The 18,498-nt window shown below is 71.2% G+C and carries 17 protein-coding genes and 1 pseudogene; 13 read left to right on the top strand and 5 right to left on the bottom strand.

Annotated elements, in window-relative coordinates; translation table 11 throughout:
• The first annotated feature begins 97 nt into the window (after nucleotides 1–97).
• From AB0C02_RS06675 to AB0C02_RS06685, 3 genes are all read left to right on the top strand, one after another.
• A complete protein-coding gene (locus AB0C02_RS06675; RefSeq protein WP_357542364.1) occupies nucleotides 98–973 on the top strand; it encodes a hypothetical protein in 876 nt (291 codons plus the stop codon).
• A 158-nt stretch (nucleotides 974–1,131) separates the two neighbouring features.
• The gene (locus AB0C02_RS06680) at nucleotides 1,132–3,639 is read left to right on the top strand and encodes a bifunctional FO biosynthesis protein CofGH (RefSeq protein ID WP_357541919.1); all 2,508 of its coding nucleotides are present in this window, start codon (nucleotides 1,132–1,134) and stop codon (nucleotides 3,637–3,639) included.
• A 356-nt stretch (nucleotides 3,640–3,995) separates the two neighbouring features.
• Complete coding sequence (locus AB0C02_RS06685) at nucleotides 3,996–4,256, top strand: WhiB family transcriptional regulator (protein ID WP_013284161.1); 261 nt, start codon at nucleotides 3,996–3,998, stop codon at nucleotides 4,254–4,256.
• Nucleotides 4,257–4,324: 68 nt separating this feature from the next.
• Here AB0C02_RS06685 and AB0C02_RS06690 read toward each other — a convergent pair whose 3' ends face one another.
• Complete coding sequence (locus tag AB0C02_RS06690) at nucleotides 4,325–4,774, bottom strand: metallopeptidase family protein (RefSeq protein WP_357541921.1); 450 nt, start codon at nucleotides 4,772–4,774, stop codon at nucleotides 4,325–4,327.
• 155 nt (nucleotides 4,775–4,929) lie between these two features.
• Here AB0C02_RS06690 and AB0C02_RS06695 point away from each other — a divergent pair, with 155 nt between their 5' ends.
• Complete coding sequence (locus tag AB0C02_RS06695; protein ID WP_357541923.1) at nucleotides 4,930–5,304, top strand: DUF3499 domain-containing protein; 375 nt, start codon at nucleotides 4,930–4,932, stop codon at nucleotides 5,302–5,304.
• 7 nt (nucleotides 5,305–5,311) lie between these two features.
• Here AB0C02_RS06695 and AB0C02_RS06700 read toward each other — a convergent pair whose 3' ends face one another.
• Genes AB0C02_RS06700 through AB0C02_RS06710 form a run of 3 tightly spaced genes read right to left on the bottom strand, consistent with a single transcriptional unit; the run spans nucleotide 5,312 to nucleotide 8,732 of the window.
• A complete protein-coding gene (locus tag AB0C02_RS06700) occupies nucleotides 5,312–6,688 on the bottom strand; it encodes an FAD-dependent oxidoreductase (protein ID WP_357541925.1) in 1,377 nt (458 codons plus the stop codon).
• Nucleotides 6,688–7,401: a pyridoxamine 5'-phosphate oxidase family protein gene (locus AB0C02_RS06705; RefSeq protein WP_357541927.1), complete on the bottom strand. Its 714-nt coding sequence runs from the start codon at nucleotides 7,399–7,401 to the stop codon at nucleotides 6,688–6,690. Before AB0C02_RS06705 ends, AB0C02_RS06700 begins: the two co-directional genes overlap by 1 nt.
• Nucleotides 7,386–8,732, bottom strand: a complete 1,347-nt coding sequence (locus AB0C02_RS06710) for an aspartate aminotransferase family protein (RefSeq protein ID WP_357541929.1) — start codon at nucleotides 8,730–8,732, stop codon at nucleotides 7,386–7,388. The genes AB0C02_RS06705 and AB0C02_RS06710 overlap by 16 nt, the downstream gene beginning before the upstream one ends.
• A gap of 781 nt (nucleotides 8,733–9,513) precedes the next feature.
• Here AB0C02_RS06710 and AB0C02_RS06715 point away from each other — a divergent pair.
• Together AB0C02_RS06715 and AB0C02_RS06720 are read left to right on the top strand one after the other, a co-directional pair.
• Nucleotides 9,514–9,663 (top strand): annotated as a pseudogene (locus tag AB0C02_RS06715) (Scr1 family TA system antitoxin-like transcriptional regulator); the annotation flags it as partial.
• Between the two features lie 95 nt (nucleotides 9,664–9,758).
• Nucleotides 9,759–9,950 carry a DUF397 domain-containing protein gene (locus AB0C02_RS06720; protein WP_357541931.1) on the top strand — a complete coding sequence of 64 codons (192 nt, stop codon included), beginning with the start codon at nucleotides 9,759–9,761 and terminating at the stop codon, nucleotides 9,948–9,950.
• A 21-nt stretch (nucleotides 9,951–9,971) separates the two neighbouring features.
• On the opposite strand, the gene AB0C02_RS06725 is transcribed toward AB0C02_RS06720, so the two are convergent.
• Nucleotides 9,972–10,484 carry an Lrp/AsnC family transcriptional regulator gene (locus tag AB0C02_RS06725; RefSeq protein ID WP_357541933.1) on the bottom strand — a complete coding sequence of 171 codons (513 nt, stop codon included), beginning with the start codon at nucleotides 10,482–10,484 and terminating at the stop codon, nucleotides 9,972–9,974.
• Nucleotides 10,485–10,692: 208 nt separating this feature from the next.
• Here AB0C02_RS06725 and AB0C02_RS06730 point away from each other — a divergent pair, with 208 nt between their 5' ends.
• Genes AB0C02_RS06730 through speB form a run of 7 tightly spaced genes read left to right on the top strand, consistent with a single transcriptional unit; the run spans nucleotide 10,693 to nucleotide 18,402 of the window.
• Complete coding sequence (locus AB0C02_RS06730) at nucleotides 10,693–11,877, top strand: spermidine/putrescine ABC transporter substrate-binding protein (RefSeq protein ID WP_357541935.1); 1,185 nt, start codon at nucleotides 10,693–10,695, stop codon at nucleotides 11,875–11,877.
• 2 nt (nucleotides 11,878–11,879) lie between these two features.
• Nucleotides 11,880–13,025: an ABC transporter ATP-binding protein gene (locus tag AB0C02_RS06735; protein ID WP_357542366.1), complete on the top strand. Its 1,146-nt coding sequence runs from the start codon at nucleotides 11,880–11,882 to the stop codon at nucleotides 13,023–13,025.
• On the top strand, nucleotides 13,022–13,933 hold the full coding sequence (locus AB0C02_RS06740) for an ABC transporter permease (RefSeq protein WP_357541937.1): 912 nt from the start codon (nucleotides 13,022–13,024) through the stop codon (nucleotides 13,931–13,933). The genes AB0C02_RS06735 and AB0C02_RS06740 overlap by 4 nt, the downstream gene beginning before the upstream one ends.
• A complete protein-coding gene (locus tag AB0C02_RS06745) occupies nucleotides 13,930–14,772 on the top strand; it encodes an ABC transporter permease (RefSeq protein WP_357541939.1) in 843 nt (280 codons plus the stop codon). The genes AB0C02_RS06740 and AB0C02_RS06745 overlap by 4 nt, the downstream gene beginning before the upstream one ends.
• Entirely contained in the window at nucleotides 14,769–16,190 is a 1,422-nt protein-coding gene (locus tag AB0C02_RS06750) for an FAD-dependent oxidoreductase (RefSeq protein WP_357541941.1), read from the top strand. Before AB0C02_RS06745 ends, AB0C02_RS06750 begins: the two co-directional genes overlap by 4 nt.
• Nucleotides 16,190–17,392, top strand: a complete 1,203-nt coding sequence (locus tag AB0C02_RS06755; protein WP_357541943.1) for a saccharopine dehydrogenase C-terminal domain-containing protein — start codon at nucleotides 16,190–16,192, stop codon at nucleotides 17,390–17,392. The genes AB0C02_RS06750 and AB0C02_RS06755 overlap by 1 nt, the downstream gene beginning before the upstream one ends.
• Complete coding sequence (speB, locus tag AB0C02_RS06760; RefSeq protein WP_357541945.1) at nucleotides 17,389–18,402, top strand: agmatinase; 1,014 nt, start codon at nucleotides 17,389–17,391, stop codon at nucleotides 18,400–18,402. Before AB0C02_RS06755 ends, speB begins: the two co-directional genes overlap by 4 nt.
• Nucleotides 18,403–18,498: the final 96 nt, after the last annotated feature.

Below are 18,498 nucleotides of genomic sequence, written 5' to 3' on the forward strand. Positions count from 1 at the left end.
GTCCATCCTGTCGCATGCGCCGCTGCCGGTCGGCCGGTGGCCGGGCAGACTAGGCTCCCGTGTGCAACTGTCCGCTTTCGTCCCCGAGGGGGAGTCCGTGACCAGCCCCGCCGAGCCCGTGTCCGGCGACGCCACGCAGGCCAGCCAGGTGACCAAGCCATTGCGCGAACTGGCCGCGCTCGTGCTGCTCGGCGCGAACGCCGTGCTGCTCTTCGTCGGCCTGCTACGCCTGCTGGTGCCGATGGGTAGCTACAGCTTCGCCGGCCGGGCGGGCAGCAGCTTCGGCATCTTCGTCGGCGTCGGGTCGACCGCGCTGCCGTTGCTGGCCGTGCTGCTCGCCACCCACGTGCGCCCGACGCTGTCCAGGGCGAAGCTGGTCACCGAGGTGGCCCTCGGCGAGTACGCCTTCGCCGCCCTGTTCGGTGGGCTGAGCTTCCTGATCTGGCTGGTCGGCCGGCTCGCCGAGGTCGAGATGCTGGCCGCGTTCCTCGGCATGCTGGAGCGGGCGGCCTGGTTGGCGATCTTCGGGATCGCCGCGTTCGCCGTGTACCGGATCTGGCGCACCCTCTACTACGTCCCGAAGCCGAAGCCGCAGCCCGGTGTGTACGGGCAGGCCCAGCCGGGCTGGCCGCAGCAGCCGGGCGGCTATCCCATGCCCGGCCAGCCGGGCGGGTACCCGGCCCCCGGCCAGTACGGCCAACCGCCGGTGGCACCGCCGTTCAACACCGCCCCGCCGCACGCCCCACAGTCCGGGCCGCCCTTCGGCGCTCCGCAGTCCGCGCCGCCGTTCGGTACGCCGCAGCCCGCGCCCTCGTTCGACGCCACGCAGCCGGTGCCGCCCTTCGGTCAGCCGCCGTCGGCGGACCCGACACAGGTCATTCCGCGCCAGTCGATCGAGCCCGTCCAGCCGGCCACGGAGGACAGCGACCGTACCCAGCGGCTGGACCGGGACGACCCGAACCACCCGCGCTGACCGCTCGATCTGAAACGCGGCACCTGCACCGAAAGAGTGGCCTTCCCACCGTCGTCCGGGGGAGGGCCACTCCTTTCGCATCTGCGCCTACGACACCGGGTCCGGCCGCCCGCGGCGTCCCTGATGGAGGCGGGCCGGGCAGCGCATAGTCTGGAGGAATGGTTGATCGCAGCGAGTCCGTGCCGACCGAGGCGAGTGTGCGGCGGGCCCTGCGCCGGGCCGAAACCGGCCGGGCGCTCGACGTCGACGAGGCGAGCGCCCTGCTGGCCGCGCGCGGCGACGCGCTCGACGAGCTGCTCCGAATCGCCGGCGAGTTGCGCGACGCCGGGCTGCGGGAGGCCGGCCGCCCGGGAGTGGTCACCTTCTCGAAGAAGGTCTTCATCCCGCTGACCCGGCTCTGCCGGGACCGCTGCCACTACTGCACCTTCGCCACCGTGCCGCACCGGCTCCCGGCCGCCTACCTGGAGCGGGACGAGGTGCTCGCGATCGCCCGGGAGGGCGCCGCGCAGGGCTGCAAGGAGGCGCTGTTCACCCTCGGCGACCGGCCGGAGGAGCGCTGGCCGGCGGCCCGCCGGTGGCTGGACGAGCGTGGCTACGACTCCACTCTCGACTATCTGCGGGCCTGCGCGGTGTCGGTGCTGGAGGAAACCGGCCTGCTGCCGCACCTCAACCCGGGCGTGCTGTCCTGGTCGGAGCTGCAACGGCTCAAGCCGGTCGCGCCGAGCATGGGCATGATGTTGGAGACCACGGCGACCCGGCTCTGGTCGGAGCCGGGCGGCCCGCACCACGGCTCGCCGGACAAGGAGCCGGCCGTCCGGCTGCGGGTGCTCGACGACGCCGGCCGGGTCGGGGTGCCGTTCACCACCGGGATCCTGATCGGCATCGGGGAGACCCTGGCCGAACGCGCCGACGCGCTCTTCGCGATCCGGCGCAGCATGCGGGAGTACGGCCACCTCCAGGAGGTGATCGTGCAGAACTTCCGCGCCAAGCCGGACACCGCGATGCGGGGCATGCCGGACGCGGAGCTGCACGACCTCGCCGCCACGGTGGCGGTGGCCCGGGTGCTGCTCGGCCTGAAGGCCCGGATCCAGGCCCCGCCGAACCTCATCGAGGGCGAGTACGACCTGCTGCTGCGCGCCGGCATCGACGACTGGGGCGGCGTCTCGCCGGTCACCCCTGATCACGTCAACCCGGAGCGCCCCTGGCCGCAGCTCGACGAGCTGGCCCGGCACACCGCGCGGGCCGGTTTCACCCTGCGCGAGCGGCTGACCATCTACCCCGAGTACGTCCGGGCGGGCGACCCGTGGCTGGATCCGCGCCTGCTGCCGCACGTCACCGCCCTCGCCGACCCGGAGACCGGGCTCGCGGTCGAAGAAGCCCGCCCGGTCGGCCGCCCCTGGCAGGAGCCGGAGGAGGTCTTCGGCGGGCGCACCGACCTGCACGCCAGCATCGATACGACCGGCCGGACCGGGGACCGGCGTGGCGACTTCGACAGCGTCTACGGTGACTGGTCCGAGGTGGCCGGAAAGGTCAGCGTCCCGACGAGCGGGGCGACCGACTCGGACCTGCGGGCGGGCCTGCGGCTGGCCGCGGACGACCCGGCGGCGCTGCTGGCGCCCCGGCACACCGACGCGGCGCTGGCGCTGTTCGCCGCCGGCGGCCCGGCGTTGGACGAGCTGTGCCGGATCGCCGATGACGTGCGCCGGGATGCGGTCGGCGACGACGTCACCTATGTGGTCAACCGCAACATCAACTTCAGTAACGTCTGCTACGTCGGCTGCCGGTTCTGCGCCTTCGCCCAGCGGGAGAGCGACTCCGACGCGTACCGGCTCTCGGTGGGGCAGGTCGCCGACCGGGCCGAGGAGGCCTGGGCGGCCGGGGCGAGCGAGGTCTGCCTCCAGGGCGGCATCGACCCGAAGCTGCCGGTCACCGGCTACGCCGACATCGTGCGGGCGATCAAGGCCCGGGTGCCGGGGATGCACGTGCACGCCTTCTCGCCGATGGAGATCGTCACCGCGGCGGCCAAGGCCGGGGTGCCGGTGAAGGAGTGGCTGCTCCAGCTCCGCGACGCCGGTCTGGATACCATCCCGGGCACCGCCGCGGAGATCCTCGACGACGAGGTCCGCTGGGTGCTCACCAAGGGCAAGCTGCCGGCCGCCGCCTGGGTCGAGGTGGTGACCACGGCCCACGAGCTGGGCATCCGGTCCAGCTCCACGATGATGTACGGCCACGTCGACCACCCCGGCCACTGGCTCGCCCACTTCCGGGTGCTGGCGGGTGTGCAGGACCGCACCGGCGGCTTCACCGAGTTCGTGGCCCTGCCGTTCGTGCACACCAACGCGCCGATCTATCTCGCCGGCATCGCCCGGCCCGGGCCGACCTGGCGGGAGAACCGGGCGGTGCACGCGATGGCCCGGCTGCTGCTGCACGGCCGGATCGCCAACATCCAGTGTTCCTGGGTCAAGCTCGGCGACGAGGGCACCGTGGCGATGCTCCAGGGTGGCTGCAACGACCTGGGCGGCACCCTGATGGAGGAGACCATCTCCCGGATGGCCGGCTCGGGCAACGGCTCGGCCCGGACCGAGGAGCAGCTGCGGGCGATCGCGACCGCGGCGGGCCGACCGGCCCGCAAGCGGACCACCGCGTACGGGCACGCCGGGGCGTAGCGGCAAACCCTTTCCAGCCACCTGATTCACCCCGACAACGATGTCGACGGCGGGGTCCGAGCCGGGTGCGCCACGGCAGAAATGTCGGGCAACTCGCCGGTGAGGGCGTTACCCGTTTGGGGTCTGAATCGGTAGGGCAGGTTGCGAGGGCCGGGCGGTGCGGATGGCCGCCCGGTATCTGTCGGGAGGGCGACTCCATTATCAAGTTCGGCTTGACGGCGCACGTATTACACGCGTGTAATTTGAATGGGGTTGTTCGCTCGGAACGCAACAAATGGTGACCGGACGGACAAGCACGCCTTTCGCGTGGGGGGTTGCAGCGGCGATGACGCCGGTGCGCGACAAGGAGGCAACAGATGGACGGCCAGCTTGAGGTGGCCGACCTGCTCGGAAACGCGCCGGAATGGCAGGAGCGGGCGCTCTGCTCGCAGACCGACCCGGAGGCGTTCTTTCCCGAGAAGGGCGGCTCGACCCGCGAGGCGAAGCGGATCTGCTCGCGGTGCGAAGTCAAGACGGAGTGCCTGGAATACGCCCTCGGGCACGACGAGCGGTTCGGAATCTGGGGTGGACTCTCCGAACGGGAGCGGCGCAAGCTGAAGCGGCGGGTTGCCGCCTGACGCGTACCGGGCCGGGGCGGTGGGGGCCGCCCGGGCCCGGGGCCGACGGGGTTGGACCGGTGACCGGCTCAGGCCAGCTCGTCGGGATCGACCCCGAGCAGGTTCGCCACCTGCTCGATGATCACGTCATGGACAAGATCCGCGAGGTCCTCGCGGTCCATGGCACGAAACTCCAGCGGCCGCCGGTAGAGCACGATCCGCGGCGGCACCTCCTGCCGGCCCGGGCGCCCCGGCAGCAGCCGGGCGAGCGGCACCTCGCCGTCCTCCAGCACGTCCGAGTCGTACACGTTCAAATCCGGCGGGACGTCTTCGACGGCGAACTCGACGCCCGCCAGTTCCTTGGCGAAGCGGCGTTCGAGCGTCTCGACCGTGTCCAGCACCAGGTCGTCGAAGATCTCGGCCTTGGTCCGGGCCAGCGGTACGGTGGCCGGCACCAACCGCCCCCGCAGCCCCCGCCCGTGGCGGTCGCGGTGGGTGCGCCGGCGGGAGCCGGGGCGGCGGTGTTCCGGGCTCGTCATGACGCACAGGGTAGCCCTCGTCACCCGGCCCACACCCGTTGCGTCACTGGTGCGGCGTGCCGGTGACCCGATCGGACGAATTGTGATCACCAAGATGGGCGTGTCGCAACGCGAAGCGGTGCGCCGAACCCGGTAATGGAGATACCCTGCCGCACGTGAGGTCAACACGGCGCTGCTCCCGTAACGGCTGCCCCCGGCAAGCGGTCGCCACATTGACCTATGTCTACAACGAGTCCACCGCGGTGGTGGGGCCGCTGGCGGCCTTCGCCGAGCCGCACACGTACGACCTCTGCGAGCCGCACGCCCGCAGCCTGACCGCGCCGCGCGGCTGGGACGTGGTCCGGCACGAGGGTGAGTTCGAGCCACCGCCGCCCAGCACGGACGACCTGGTGGCCCTGGCCGAGGCGGTCCGCGAGGCAGCCCGGCCGGCACCACCGCGCCCGCCGGAGGACGACCAGGCCAGCCCCCAGCACCACCCTCAGCAGACCGGCCGCCGGGGCCACCTTCGCGTCATCCCCCCCAACCACTGACCCTGGGTCAGTGGCCGAGGAGGCGGGAGAACGCGGCGGCGCGGCGGGAGGGACGGCCGGTGCGCCGCTCGGCCTCGTCGGCGGAGAACATGATCCGCAGACCGGCGTTCACGGCCAGCCAGCGCAGCGGTTCGGGCTCCCACCGGGGTGAGCGGTGGTTGACCCAGGGGAGGGCGGTCAGGTCGCTCGGCACTCCCCGGATCAGGTCGGCCAGCGTACGTCCGGCCAGGTTGCTGCTGCCGACGCCGTCGCCGACGTAGCCACCGGCCCAGCCGAGACCGGTGGTCCGGTCCAGCCCCACCGAGGCAGTCCAGTCTCGGGCCACGCCGAGCGGCCCGCCCCAGGTGTGGCTCGTCGACACCTCCGGCCCGAGCACCGGGAACAGTTCACCGAGCACCCGCCGCAGCGCGGCGAACACCCGGGGTTCCCGGTCGTAGTCGGGACGGACCCGGGAGCCGAAGTGGTAGGGCGCACCCCGGCCGCCGAAGGCGAGCCGGCCGTCGGCGGTGCGCTGGCCGTAGATGATGACGTGCCGGTAGTCGGAGAACGTCTCCCGCTCGGCCAGCCCGATCTCCGCCCAGCTCGCCTCGGGCAGCGGCTCGGTGGCGACCATGAGCGAGTAGACCGGCGCGACGGCGCGGCGCTGTCCCGGCAGGGCGGGGGTGAAACCCTCGGTCGCCCGAACCACCACCGGGGCGCGGACCACCCCGGCGGGGGTCACCGCGGCGCCGGAGCGCACGACTGTCACCGGGGTCCGCTCGAAGATCCGTACGCCCCGGCGTTCCACCGCCTCGGCGAGGCCGCGAACCAGCTTCGCCGGGTGCACCGCGGCGCAGTGCGGGGTGTACGTGCCGCCGCGTACCCCCTCGGCGTGGCAACGGGCGGCGGCCTCGGCGGCGTCCAGCAGCACCAGATCCTCGTCGGCCAGGCCGTACTCCCGGGCCTCGGCCACGGCGGCCCGGGCCCGGCCGAGTTGAACGTCGCTGCGGGCCAGCACCACCGTCCCGCCGGCCCGCCAGTCGCAGTCGATCCCCTCGGCGGCGACCACCCGGCCGACCTCGCGGACCGTCTCGTGCATGGCCCGCTGCATGTCCAACGCCCGGTCCCGGCCGTGCCGGCGGGCCAGCGCGGGCAGCGAGGTGGGGAGCAGCGCCGAGCACCAGCCGCCGTTGCGGCCGGACGCGCCGTATCCGGCGATCTCCTTCTCCAGTACGACGATCCGCAGCGACGGGTCGGCCACCGCCAGGTAGTACGCCGTCCACAGGCCGGTGTAGCCGGCGCCGACGATCACCACGTCCGCGTCGGTGTCGCCCGGCAGCCCGGGGCGCGGGATCAGCGGCTCGTCGACGCTGGACAGCCAGTACGACAGGTCCTGGTAGTGCATCACCACTCCGGTGGGGGCAGGTCGTGGCGCAGCCGCGGATCGGGCTGCGGAGTGCCGTACGTCTCGACGATCGGGACCACCCCGGCCCAGACCGGCCGGTCGAGGTCGTCGTCGGGGTCGTCGGGCGGGCCAACGCTGATTTTCACCGAGCACTCGTCCAGCGGCAGGGCGAGGACGAGGGTGGCGGCCATTTCCTTGACCGAGGGCGGCCGGATCTGCGCCCAGCGGCCGGGCAACAGGTGCTCGGAGAGCCGTTCCAGGGCGGTCAGCTTCTCGTCACGGTGTAGCACGGTGAGCATCCCGAGCACCATGGCGCACCGGTAGTTCATCGAGGACTCGAACGCACTGCGGGCCAGCACGAGCCCGTCGAGCAGGGTGACGGTGAGGCAGGCCGGGGCGCCGGCGGCGAGGTGCCGGAAGAGGCGGCTGCCGGTGGAGCCGTGCACCAGCACCCGCTCCCCGTCCCGGGCATAAGCGACGGGCAGCGCGTACGGCTGGGCACCGTCGGCGATGGCGAGATGGGCGACCCGGCCGGCGTCGAGGACGGCGTGCAGGGCCGCCCGGTCGTGGACGGCGAGGTCGGGCAGCCGGCGTACCCGGGTCCGGTCGGTGCCGCCGACGTCCGCGACGCCGTCGGTGCTTCCGGGCCGGGGCTCGCCGTCGCGACTCCTGGCCCCGTCCGGCGCTGAGCTGCCGCTCAGAGCCGAGCCCATGCCTCGGTCAGCACGGCGCGCAGGATCTGCTCGATCTCGTCGAACTGCTGCTGGTCGGCGATCAGCGGCGGGGCGAGCTGCACCACGGGGTCGCCCCGGTCGTCGGCGCGGCAGTAGAGCCCGGCCTGGAAGAGCGCGGTGGAGAGGTAGCCGCGCAGCAGCCGCTCCGACTCGGCCTCGTCGAAGGTCTCCCGGGTCGTCTTGTCCTTGACCAGCTCGATGCCGTAGAAGTAGCCGTCGCCCCGGACGTCGCCGACGATCGGCAGGTCGTTGAGCTTCTCCAGGGTGGCCCGGAACGCGCCCTCGTTGGCCCGGACGTGCCCGACCAGGTCCTCGCGGGCGAAGACCTCCAGGTTGGCCAGGGCCACCGCGCAGGAGACCGGGTGGCCGCCGAAGGTCACGCCGTGGGCGAACATGCCGGTCTCGGTGAGGAACGGCTCCATCAGCCGCTCGCTGGCGATCATCGCGCCGAGCGGGGCGTAGCCGGAGGTGATGCCCTTGGCGGTGGTGATGATGTCGGGCTGGTAGCCGTACCGGGTGGCGCCGAAGTACTCGCCGAGCCGGCCCCACGAGCAGATCACCTCGTCGGAGACGAGCAGCACGTCGTACGCGTCGCAGATCTGGCGGACCCGCTCGAAGTAACCGGGCGGCGGCGGGAAGCAGCCACCGGAGTTCTGCACCGGCTCCAGGAAGACCGCGGCGACGGTGTCCGGCCCCTCCCGCTCGATGGCGCGGCCGATCTCCTCGGCGGCCCAGCGGCCGAACGCCTCGGCGTCGTCGCCGTGCTCGGGGGCCCGGTAGAAGTTGGTGTTCGGCACCTTGATGCCTCCCGGCACCAGCGGCTCGAAGTCGGACTTGATGCCGGGCAGGCCGGTGATCGACAGGGCGCCCATCGAGGTGCCGTGGTAGGCGATGTAGCGGCTGACCACCTTGTGCTTGTTCGGCTGGCCGGTGCGCTTGAAGTAGGCGCGGGCCAGCTTCCACGCCGCCTCGACGGCCTCCGAGCCGCCGGTGGTGAAGAAGACCCGGTTCAGGTCGCCGGGGGCCAGGGAGGCGACCTTCTCGGCCAGCTCGACGGCCTTCGGGTGGGCGTACGACCACAGCGGGAAGTAGGCCAGCTCGGCGGACTGCTTCGCGGCCGCCTCGGCGAGTTCGGTCCGGCCGTGGCCGGCGTTGACGACGAAGAGCCCGGCGAGTCCGTCCAGGTAGCGGCGGCCCTGCGAGTCCCAGACGTATGCGCCCTCGCCGCGCACAATCGTCGGCACCTCGCCGTCGGAGTAGCTGGCCATCCGGGTGAAGTGCATCCAGAGGTGGTCGGTTGCGTTGGCCATGTCAGCCCCATCGGGTCTCGGGCCGGTCAGGGGTTACACCGGCCGCTCTGCCCACGGTTATGCCACAGTCGGTGCCGATAACGCAAGCCCTGACCACTTGGGGCAACGGATTCAGCGGGCGGCATTTGCATCTGCAACGGATTCCGCAGAAGCCCCGCCGAGGGTGGCTGTGCTGGTTCGGGCCCTTTGGAGCTGACTCGCTTGCGATATCGCCCGCAAACTCCTTGATCAACCCGGACCGCGGCGCCCGGCCCCTCCGCGCTGCCCGGCTTGCCTGGCCTGCTTGGCTCGCTTGGCTCGCTTGGCTCGCTTGGCGAGTGGGCCGGGCGCGAGATGCGGCAAGTTGTGCTGTTCGGCGTCGGGAAGACCACAGGTTGCCGTACACCGCGTTGATCATGGTCGCCCGGCCCGCCCGGCCCGCCTGCCTGGGTGCTTGGCGGCCTGACCGGTGCGCAAGATGCGGCAAGTCGTGGTCTTCGGCCCGGCGGAGACCACAGGTTGCCGCGCATCGCGTTGATCATGGTCGGTCGTTCGGATGAGCGAGCGATCTGCGGCGATCGGCGCTGAGTCGTTTACGACATCAGGTCTGTAGGGAGACGAGAGACATCCGGTCCCGGCCCGGCGTAGGCCCCGAGGCGCGAGCCATCGAGAGGACAGGTCCAGGGCCTTTGCCGGGCACCCGGCGGCCGTGCGAGATGCCGCGAAGAGATCCAGGCGCAACACGCCGGTTCGGTGCGGACATCGACACGGAGCGTCGCTAGGGTGCCGCTCATACGCGACCGTGGCCAGCCGCCTCCAGCGGCAGGCGATCCTGACCGCCGAGGCCCCGCCCCAGCTCATCGCGGTGATTGATGAGATGGTGCTGCGCCGGGTGGTCGGCGACCGGGCGGTGATGGCCGGCCAGCTTGCCCACCTGGCGGCGGTGGCCGAGCAGGAGCACGGTCCAGGTTCGGGTGATCCCGGCCGACGGCCTATGGCACACCGGACGGGCCGGTCGATTGAGCTGATCAGGGAAGTGGCGACGACATGGAGCTGACCAACGCCCGCTGGCGCACCGCCACCCGCAGCAGCAACAACGGCGGTGACTGCGTCGAGGTGGCCGACAACCTGCCCGGCCGGATCCTGGTCCGGGACAGCAAGGATCGCGACGGCGGCACCCTCGCCTTCACCCCGGCCGCCTGGCACGCCTTCGTCGAGCTGGCCAAGCGCCCGGCCTGACCCGCCCGCCCGCGCCGGCCGTCAGGCCGTGCCCCAGCTGTAGGTCTGCTTACGGAGCTTGAGGTAGACGAACGCCTCGGTCGCCAGTACGCCGGGGACGGTGCGCAGCTTCTGGAGAATCTCCAGCAGGTGTGCGTCGTTGCGGCAGACCACCTCGGCCAGCAGGTCGAACGAGCCGGCCGTGATCACCACGTAGTCGATCTCCGCGAACTCGGCGAGCCGGTCGGCCACGCTCTCCAGGTCCCCGTCGGTACGTAGGCCGATCATGGCCTGGCGGGGGAAGCCGAGCTGGAGCGGATCGGTCACCGCGACGATCTGCATGACCCCGGCGTCGAGTAGCCGCTGCACCCGTTGCCGGACCGCCGCCTCGGACAGGCCGACCGCCTTGCCGATGGTCGCGTACGGGCGTCGGCCGTCCTCCTGGAGCTGCTCGATGATCTGCTTGGCGACGTCATCGAGCAGTGCGTGATTAGCCCCTTCACGCACAGTGACGCGGCGCGCGCCGTTGCCGTTCTCCTGGTGCCGGTTGGCCATCGCCCGCTCCCCATGTCCAATTTCCTCGCGCTGAGGGTAGCGCCCGACGCAGTCTGGCGTATTTCGTGGTCCTTGGCTATTCCCGCAACGGAATCCCTTGTAAGGGAGGTCACCTCATGTCAGGATCAGTCGTCCATCGCCATTGACCCTCCCGTTGGCGCGCCCCCTTGTCACGCCGCCGACGATGCCCCCCCATAGGAGTCGTCACATGCGTAGTCCCCTCCGGCCCCTCACCCGGCGTGGCCTGCTGACCGGCACCCTCGGCTCGGCCGCGTTGATTGCCACGACGGGTGCCCTGACCGGCTGCGGCACCAAGGGCGCTCAGCAGACCGAGGCCGGCTGCAAGAGCGATGACCTCTCCGCCACCGAGAAGAAGCTGGCCTTTTCGAACTGGCCGCAATACATCGACGTCGACGATAAGGACGAGTCGAAGCGGCCCACCCTCGAGGCGTTCATCGCCCGGACCGGCATTCAGGTGACCTACACCGAGGACGTCAACGACAACAACGAGTTCTTCGGCAAGGTGCAGAACCAGCTCGCCGGCTGCCAGCCGACCGGGCGTGACCTCATGGTCCTCACCGACTGGATGGCGGCCCGGATGGTCCGGCTCGGCTGGCTCCAGAAGCTGGACAAGGCGAAGCTGCCTAACGTCGAGGCGAACCTGCTGCCGACGCTGCGCAACGTGTCGTTCGACCCGGAGCGTCAGTTCTCGGCCCCGTGGCAGTCCGGCCTGGCCGCGCTCGCGTACAACGCCAAGGTGACCAAGGAGATCCGGACGGTCGACGAGTTGCTCACCCGCCCGGACCTCAAGGGCAAGGTGACCGCGCTGTCCGAGATGCGGGACACCATGGGCCTGCTGCTCCAGTCCAACGGCCACGACCCGTCGAACTTCACCACCGCACAGTTCGACGACGCGCTGGCCAAGCTGAAGCGGGCCGTCGACTCCGGGCAGATCCGCAAGTTCACCGGCAACGACTACTCGCAGGACCTCAACAAGGGTGACATCGCCGCTTGTATCTGTTGGTCCGGTGACGTGATCCAGCTGAGTTTCAACAATGACAACATCAAGTTCGTGATGCCCGAGTCCGGGGCGATGCTCTGGTCGGACAACATGCTGGTGCCGAACAAGGCCACCCACAAGGCGAACGCCGAAGAGCTGATCAACTACTACTACGAGCCGGCGGTGGCCGCGAAGCTCGCCGCCTACGTCAACTACATCTGCCCGGTCAAGGGCGCGCAGGCCGAGATGGAGAAGATCGATCCGGACCTGGCCAGCAACCCGCTCATCTTCCCTGACGAGGAGATGCTGTCGAAGACCAAGGGCTTCATGGCCCTGACCGAGAAGCAGGAGCGGGATTTCGAGTCCAAGTTCCAGAAGGTCATCGGGGCGTGAGGATGATGGGACACGAGACACCGGCCGGCGACCTGCGCCTGGCCAACCTGACCAAGCGGTTCGGCGTCTTCACCGCGGTGGACGACCTCAGCCTGACCATCCCGCAGGGCTCGTTCTTCGCCCTGCTCGGGGCCTCCGGCTGCGGCAAGACCACCACGCTGCGGATGATCGCCGGGCTGGAGGAGCCGACCAGCGGGCAGGTGCTGCTCGGTGACCGGGACATCGCCGGGCTGCGCCCGTACAAGCGGCCGGTCAACACGGTGTTCCAGAGCTACGCGCTCTTCCCCCACCTCGACATCCACGAGAACGTCGCCTTCGGGCTGCGGCGGCGGGGCATCCGCAAGGTGACCGAGCAGGTCGAGCAGATGCTCGCGCTGGTACAGCTCGAAGGGTACGGCCGTCGCAAGCCCGCCCAACTCTCCGGCGGCCAGCAGCAGCGGGTCGCGCTGGCCCGCGCGCTGATCAACCACCCGCAGGTGCTGCTGCTGGACGAGCCGCTCGGCGCGCTCGACCTGAAGCTGCGCCGGCAGATGCAGATCGAGCTGAAGCGGATCCAGACCGAGGTCGGCATCACCTTCGTGCACGTCACCCACGACCAGGAGGAGGCCATGACCATGGCCGACACGGTCGCGGTGATGAACGCCGGCCGGATCGAGCAGCTCGGTGCCCCGGCCGACATCTACGAGTACCCGGCGACCGCGTTCGTGGCGAACTTCCTCGGCCAGTCCAACCTGCTCGCCGGCGAGGCCGCCGGGCTCAGCGGGCACGACGTGCTGGTCACCGCGCACGGTGCGCGTTTCTCGGTGCCCGCCGGGCGGGCCCGCGTCGAGCGGGGGCCGATCTTCCTCGGGGTACGCCCCGAGAAGCTGCACCTGGTCGCCCACCCCGACGAGGTGCCCGCCGGACACCAGCACGTCGGTGGCGTGGTGACCGACGCCTCGTACGTCGGGGTGAGCACGCAGTACCTGGTGAAGACGCCGTGGGGCAGCGAGCTGTCCGCCTTCGCGGCGAACAGTGGCCTCGGCGGCCAGGTGCCGGTCGGCGCGGCGATGGTGGCGCACTGGGACCCGCAGCATGCGTTCCTGCTGCCCCGCGACTCCGGTGAGGACGATCAGACCACGCCGCTGCTCGACCAGGTGGCGGCATGACCGCGCTGGCGCACGTACCGACCGGGTCGGGGCAGCCGGCTGCGCCGCCGGCGTCCCGGCGGGGGCGGTCCCGGCTGCTGCCGTACCTGCTGCTGCTGCCCGGCGCGGCCTGGCTGGCGATCTTCTTCGCCCTGCCGCTGCTCCAACTGGCGGCGGCCAGCCTGTACGACTCGGACGGATCGCTGGCCACCGGTTACGACATGACCTGGGCCTTCGGCAACTACCCGGAGGCGTTGCAGGCGTACTGGCCGCAGTTCGTCCGGTCGTTGGTCTACTCGGCGATCGCGCTGGCGCTGGCCCTGCTGATGGGCTACCCGCTGGCGTACGCGATCGCGCAGAAGGCCGGCCGCTGGAAGAACCTGCTGCTCGTCGCGGTGGTCGCGCCGATGTTCACCAGCTTCCTGGTCCGCACGCTGGCCTGGAAGACGATCCTGTCGGACAACGGCTGGGTGGTCGAGCTGCTGCGCGACGTGCACCTGCTCGGGCCGGACGGCCGGCTGCTGGCCACCCCGGCCGCGGTGGTGCTCGGCCTGACGTACAACTTCCTGCCCTTCCTGGTGCTGCCGCTGTACGCGAACCTGGAGCGGCTGGACCCCCGGCTGTTGGAGGCGGCGAGCGACCTGTACGCGAGCCCGCTGCGGGCGTTCCAGAAGGTCACCCTGCCGCTGTCCATGCCCGGGCTGATCGCCGGCACGCTGCTCTTCTTCATCCCGGCCACCGGTGACTACATCAACGCCCAGCTGCTCGGGACCCCGAACGAATACATGATCGGCAACGTAATCGACTCGGCGTTCCTGGTCCGGCTGGACTACCCGCAGGGCGCGGCCCTGTCGTTCCTGCTGATGGCGGCGATCCTGGCGATCGTCTTCGTCTATCTGCGTAAGGCCGGCACGGAGGAGGTGCTGTGAAACTGTCCCGTTGGCTGGCCGACCGCTGGGTGATGGGGGTCGCCCTGCTGGTCCTCGGCTACCTGTCGCTGCCGATCATGGTGGTCGCCGGTCTCTCCTTCAACCGGCCGGCGAACCGGCTGTCCTACGACTTCAACGAGTTCACCCTGGACAACTGGCTCCAGCCCTGCGCCACCTCCGACATGTGCGACGCGGTGGGCCGGAGCATGCTGATCGGCCTGATCGCCACCGTGGTCGCCACCGTCCTCGGCACGCTGATGGCGTTCGCCCTGGTCCGGCACGGCTTCAAGGGGCGGGCCGGGATCAACGGCCTGATCTTCCTGCCGATGGCCACCCCGGAGCTGGTGATGGGCACCTCCCTGCTCGCTCTTTTCGTGGCCGCCGGGGTGCCGCAGGGCTTCTGGACCATCGTCATCGCGCACGTGATGTTCTGCGTGTCGTTCGTGGTGGTCACCGTGAAGGCCCGGCTCGCCGGCATGGACCGGCGGCTGGAGGAGGCCGCCATGGACCTGTACGCCAGTGAGTGGCAGACCTTCCGGCGGATCACCCTGCCCCTGGTGCTGCCCGGCATCGTGTCAGCCGCGCTGCTCTCCTTCTCGCTGAGCTTCGACGACTTCATCATCACGAACTTCAACGCCGGCACCACCGTCACCTTCCCGATGTACGTCTGGGGTGCCGCCCAGCGGGGCATCCCGCCGCAGGTCAACGTCATCGGCACGGCGATGTTCGCGATCGCGCTGCTGCTGGTCGGGGCCAGTTCGCTGCAGGGCCGGCGGGCCCGACGGGCCGCCCTCGCGGCCACCGTGCCGGCCAGGCAAACGGCGAAGAGCGGGTCATGAAACTCCCGCATACCGGCCGGGCGCTGGCCGACGCCGCGCCCGTCCCGTACTGGCTGGACCGACCGGAACGCCCCGACCCGCTGCCGCCGCTGACCGGTACGCACGACGCCGACCTGCTGGTGGTCGGCGGCGGGTACTCCGGGTTGTGGACCGCCCTGCTCGCCAAGGAGGCCGACCCGGACCGGGATGTGCTCCTGGTCGAGGCGGGCACCTGCGGCTGGGCGGCGTCGGGGCGTAACGGTGGGTTCTGCGCCGCCTCGCTCACCCACGGCCTGGCCAACGGCGTCGACCGGTTCCCCGGCGAGATCGACGAGCTGGAACGGCTCGGCCGGGAGAACCTGGACGCCATCGCCGACACGATCGACCGGCACGGCATCGACTGCGACTTCGAGCGGACCGGCGAGCTGGCGGTGGCCGTGGAGCCGTACCAGCTCGCCGGGCTCGCCGAGGATGCCGAGTTGGCCCGCCGGTACGGCCACGACGTGCGCCTGCTCGACCGGGACGAGGTACGCGCCGAGGTGGACTCGCCGACGTACCTCGGCGGGATGTGGGACCGGGATCGGGTGGCCATGCTCGACCCGGCGAAGCTCGCCTGGGGGCTGCGCCGGGCCGCCCTCGACCGGGGCGTACGCCTGCACGAGCACACCCGGGTCACCGGCCTGCGCCCCGACGGCGGCGCGCTACGCGCGACGACGGCCGGCGGCCCGGACGGGGCATCCGGCACGGTCCGGGCCCGGCAGGTGGTGCTCGGCACCAACGCGTTCCCGCCGCTGCTGCGCCGGCTGCGCGCCTGGCTGGTGCCCGTCTACGACTACGCGCTGATGACCGAGCCGCTGTCGGAGGCGCAGCGCAAGGCGATCGGCTGGGCGAACCGGCAGGGGCTGGCCGATCTCGGCAACCAGTTCCACTACTACCGGATCACCGCCGACGGTCGGATCCTCTTCGGCGGGTACGACGCGGTCTACCACTACGGCAACCGGATGGCTCCCGGGCTGGAGCAGCGGGAGGCCACCTTCACCGCCCTGGCCCGGCACTTCTTCACCACGTTTCCCCAGCTGGACGGCCTCCGGTTCAGTCACCGCTGGGGCGGCGTCATCGACACCTGCACCCGCTTCTGCCCGTTCTTCGGCACCGCCTACGACGGTCGGCTGGCGTACGCGGCCGGGTTCACCGGGCTCGGCGTCGGGGCCACCCGGTTCGGTGCCCGGGTGATGCTCGACCTGCTCGGCGGCGAACACACCCCGCTGACCCGGCTCGACCTGGTCCGCAGCAAGCCGCTGCCGTTCCCGCCGGAGCCGTTCCGGGCCACCGGCATCAATCTCACCCGCTGGTCGCTGGCCCGCGCCGACGAGCGTGAAGGCCGGCGCAACCTGTGGCTGCGTACTCTCGATCGTTTTGGTTTGGGGTTTGATTCCTGATGCGTATCCTGCTCGTCGGCGCCGGTGGCGTCGGTTCCGCCGCCGTCGCCATCGCAGCCCGCCGTTCCTTCTTCGAGACCATGGTGGTCGCCGACCACGACCCCGCCCGCGCGTCGCGGGCGATCGCCGGGCGCGATTCCCGCTTCGTCGCCGCGCAGGTCGACGCCTCCTCGACGGAGGCCGTCGCCGCGCTCTGCCGGGAGCACCGGATCACCCACGTGTTCAACGCGGTCGACCCGCGCTTCGTCATGTCGATCTTCGACGGCGCCTTCGCCGCCGGGGCCGACTACCTGGACATGGCGATGTCGCTGTCCCACCCGCACCCGACCGCGCCCTACGCCGAGACCGGCGTGAAGCTCGGCGACGACCAGTTCGCGGCGGCCTCCGCCTGGGTGAAGGCCGGTCGCCTCGCGCTCTGCGGCATCGGCGTCGAGCCCGGCCTGTCCGACATATTCGCCCGCTACGCCGCCGACGAACTGTTCACCGAGATCGACGAGATCGGGGTACGCGACGGCGCCAACCTGACCGTCGACGGCTACGACTTCGCCCCGTCGTTCTCCATCTGGACCACCATCGAGGAGTGCCTGAACCCGCCGGTGATCTGGGAGGCCGACCGGGGCTGGTACACCACCCCGCCGTTCTCCGAGCCGGAGGTCTTCGAGTTCCCCGAGGGGATCGGCCCGGTCGAGTGCGTCAACGTGGAGCACGAGGAGGTGCTGCTGATCCCGCGCTGGGTGAAGGCGAAGCGGGTCACCTTCAAGTACGGCCTCGGCGACGAGTTCATCGAGGTGCTCAAGACCCTGCACAAGCTGGGCCTCGACGCTGTTTCCCCGGTGCGGGTGCGGGGCGTCGAGGTCTCCCCGCGCGACGTGGTGGCCGCCTGCCTGCCCGATCCGGCGACCCTCGGCGACCGGATGCGCGGCAAGACCTGCGCCGGCACGTACGTGACCGGCATCGGCGTCGACGGTCGGCCCCGAAAGGTCTACCTCTACCACGTGGTCGACAACGAGTGGTCGATGCGGGAGTACGGCCACCAGGCGGTGGTCTGGCAGACCGCGGTCAACCCCGTCGTCGCGCTGGAACTGCTGGCCACCGGCGCCTGGTCCGGCGCTGGCGTGATCGGCCCGGAGGCGCTGCCCCCGGTGCCCTTCCTCGACCTGCTGACCGACTACGGCTCGCCGTGGGGGATGGAGGAGCGATGACCCGCTACGGCCCGATGTTCGGCCCCGACGTCACCTTCCTCGGGGTGGACCGCTGTGCGCTGGACGAGCCGTCCTCCTTCGCCGACGCGGACGTGGTGATCGTCGGTGCGCCCTTCGACGGTGGCACCTCGCACCGGCCGGGCACCCGATTCGGCCCGTCCGCGATCCGCCAGGCCTGCTACCTGCCGCACGACGGCTCCCGCCTCTCCCTGGCCCTGCGCGTCGACGGACTGCAGGACCTGCAGGTGTACGACGCCGGCGACGTCGAGATGTTCTCCGGCGACATCGAGCGGTCGTTGGCCGCCCTGGAAGACGCCGTGCACACGGTCGCATCCGCCGGGGCGATCCCGATCGTGCTCGGCGGCGACCACTCCATCGCCCTGCCCGACGCCACCGGGGTCGCCCGCCACCACGGGCTCGGCCGGGTGTCGCTGGTGCACTTCGACGCGCACGCCGACACCGGGGACATCGAGTTCGGCTCGCTGCACGGCCACGGCCAGCCGATGCGCCGGCTCATCGAGTCCGGCGCGGTACGCGGCGACCGCTTCCTCCAGATCGGCCTGCGCGGCTACTGGCCCGGCCCGGAGACGCTGTCCTGGATGGCCGACCAGCGGATGCGGTCGTACGAGATGACCGAGATCGTGGCTCGCGGCCTGGATTCCTGTCTCTCGGAAGCGTTCGGGATCGCCACCGACGAGTGCGAGGGCGTCTTCCTCTCCGTCGACGTGGACGTGGTCGACCCGGGCATGGCACCCGGCACCGGCACCCCCGAGCCGGGCGGTTTCACCTCGCGGCAGCTCCTCGACGCCGTGCGCCGCTGCTGCTACGAGCTGCCCGTGGTTGGGGTGGACGTGGTCGAGGTCGCGCCGCCGTACGACCACGCCGACATCACCGCGTACCTGGGGAACCGGGTGGTCCTGGAGGCGTTGTCCGCGATCGCCCGCCGCCGCCGGGACGCGGCCGGCGGCCCACCCTGGGACCCGCGCCAACCTCTCCTCGACGATCGCTGATCGGGCCGGATGATCCTCGCCTTCCTGGGCTTCGCACGATTGAGGTGGACCACCACCGGCTGACCCGGAATCGTGACGGGCAGAGCGTCAGCCCAG

The organism is Micromonospora sp. NPDC048999 (assembly GCF_040649295.1).
In the GTDB taxonomy this organism is placed as follows: Bacteria; Actinomycetota; Actinomycetes; order Mycobacteriales; family Micromonosporaceae; genus Micromonospora.

Excerpts from the sequence above, each read along its gene's own strand:
- AB0C02_RS06680 (WP_357541919.1), top strand. The coding sequence starts at position 1,132 with ATGGTTGATCGCAGCGAGTCCGTGCCGACCGAGGCGAGTGTGCGGCGG.
- AB0C02_RS06685 (WP_013284161.1), top strand. The coding sequence starts at position 3,996 with ATGGACGGCCAGCTTGAGGTGGCCGACCTGCTCGGAAACGCGCCGGAA.
- AB0C02_RS06690 (WP_357541921.1), bottom strand. The coding sequence starts at position 4,774 with ATGACGAGCCCGGAACACCGCCGCCCCGGCTCCCGCCGGCGCACCCAC.
- AB0C02_RS06700 (WP_357541925.1), bottom strand. The coding sequence starts at position 6,688 with ATGCACTACCAGGACCTGTCGTACTGGCTGTCCAGCGTCGACGAGCCG.
- AB0C02_RS06705 (WP_357541927.1), bottom strand. The coding sequence starts at position 7,401 with ATGGGCTCGGCTCTGAGCGGCAGCTCAGCGCCGGACGGGGCCAGGAGT.
- AB0C02_RS06710 (WP_357541929.1), bottom strand. The coding sequence starts at position 8,732 with ATGGCCAACGCAACCGACCACCTCTGGATGCACTTCACCCGGATGGCC.
- AB0C02_RS06720 (WP_357541931.1), top strand. The coding sequence starts at position 9,759 with ATGGAGCTGACCAACGCCCGCTGGCGCACCGCCACCCGCAGCAGCAAC.
- AB0C02_RS06725 (WP_357541933.1), bottom strand. The coding sequence starts at position 10,484 with ATGGCCAACCGGCACCAGGAGAACGGCAACGGCGCGCGCCGCGTCACT.
- AB0C02_RS06730 (WP_357541935.1), top strand. The coding sequence starts at position 10,693 with ATGCGTAGTCCCCTCCGGCCCCTCACCCGGCGTGGCCTGCTGACCGGC.
- AB0C02_RS06735 (WP_357542366.1), top strand. The coding sequence starts at position 11,880 with ATGATGGGACACGAGACACCGGCCGGCGACCTGCGCCTGGCCAACCTG.
- AB0C02_RS06740 (WP_357541937.1), top strand. The coding sequence starts at position 13,022 with ATGACCGCGCTGGCGCACGTACCGACCGGGTCGGGGCAGCCGGCTGCG.
- AB0C02_RS06750 (WP_357541941.1), top strand. The coding sequence starts at position 14,769 with ATGAAACTCCCGCATACCGGCCGGGCGCTGGCCGACGCCGCGCCCGTC.
- AB0C02_RS06755 (WP_357541943.1), top strand. The coding sequence starts at position 16,190 with ATGCGTATCCTGCTCGTCGGCGCCGGTGGCGTCGGTTCCGCCGCCGTC.
- speB (WP_357541945.1), top strand. The coding sequence starts at position 17,389 with ATGACCCGCTACGGCCCGATGTTCGGCCCCGACGTCACCTTCCTCGGG.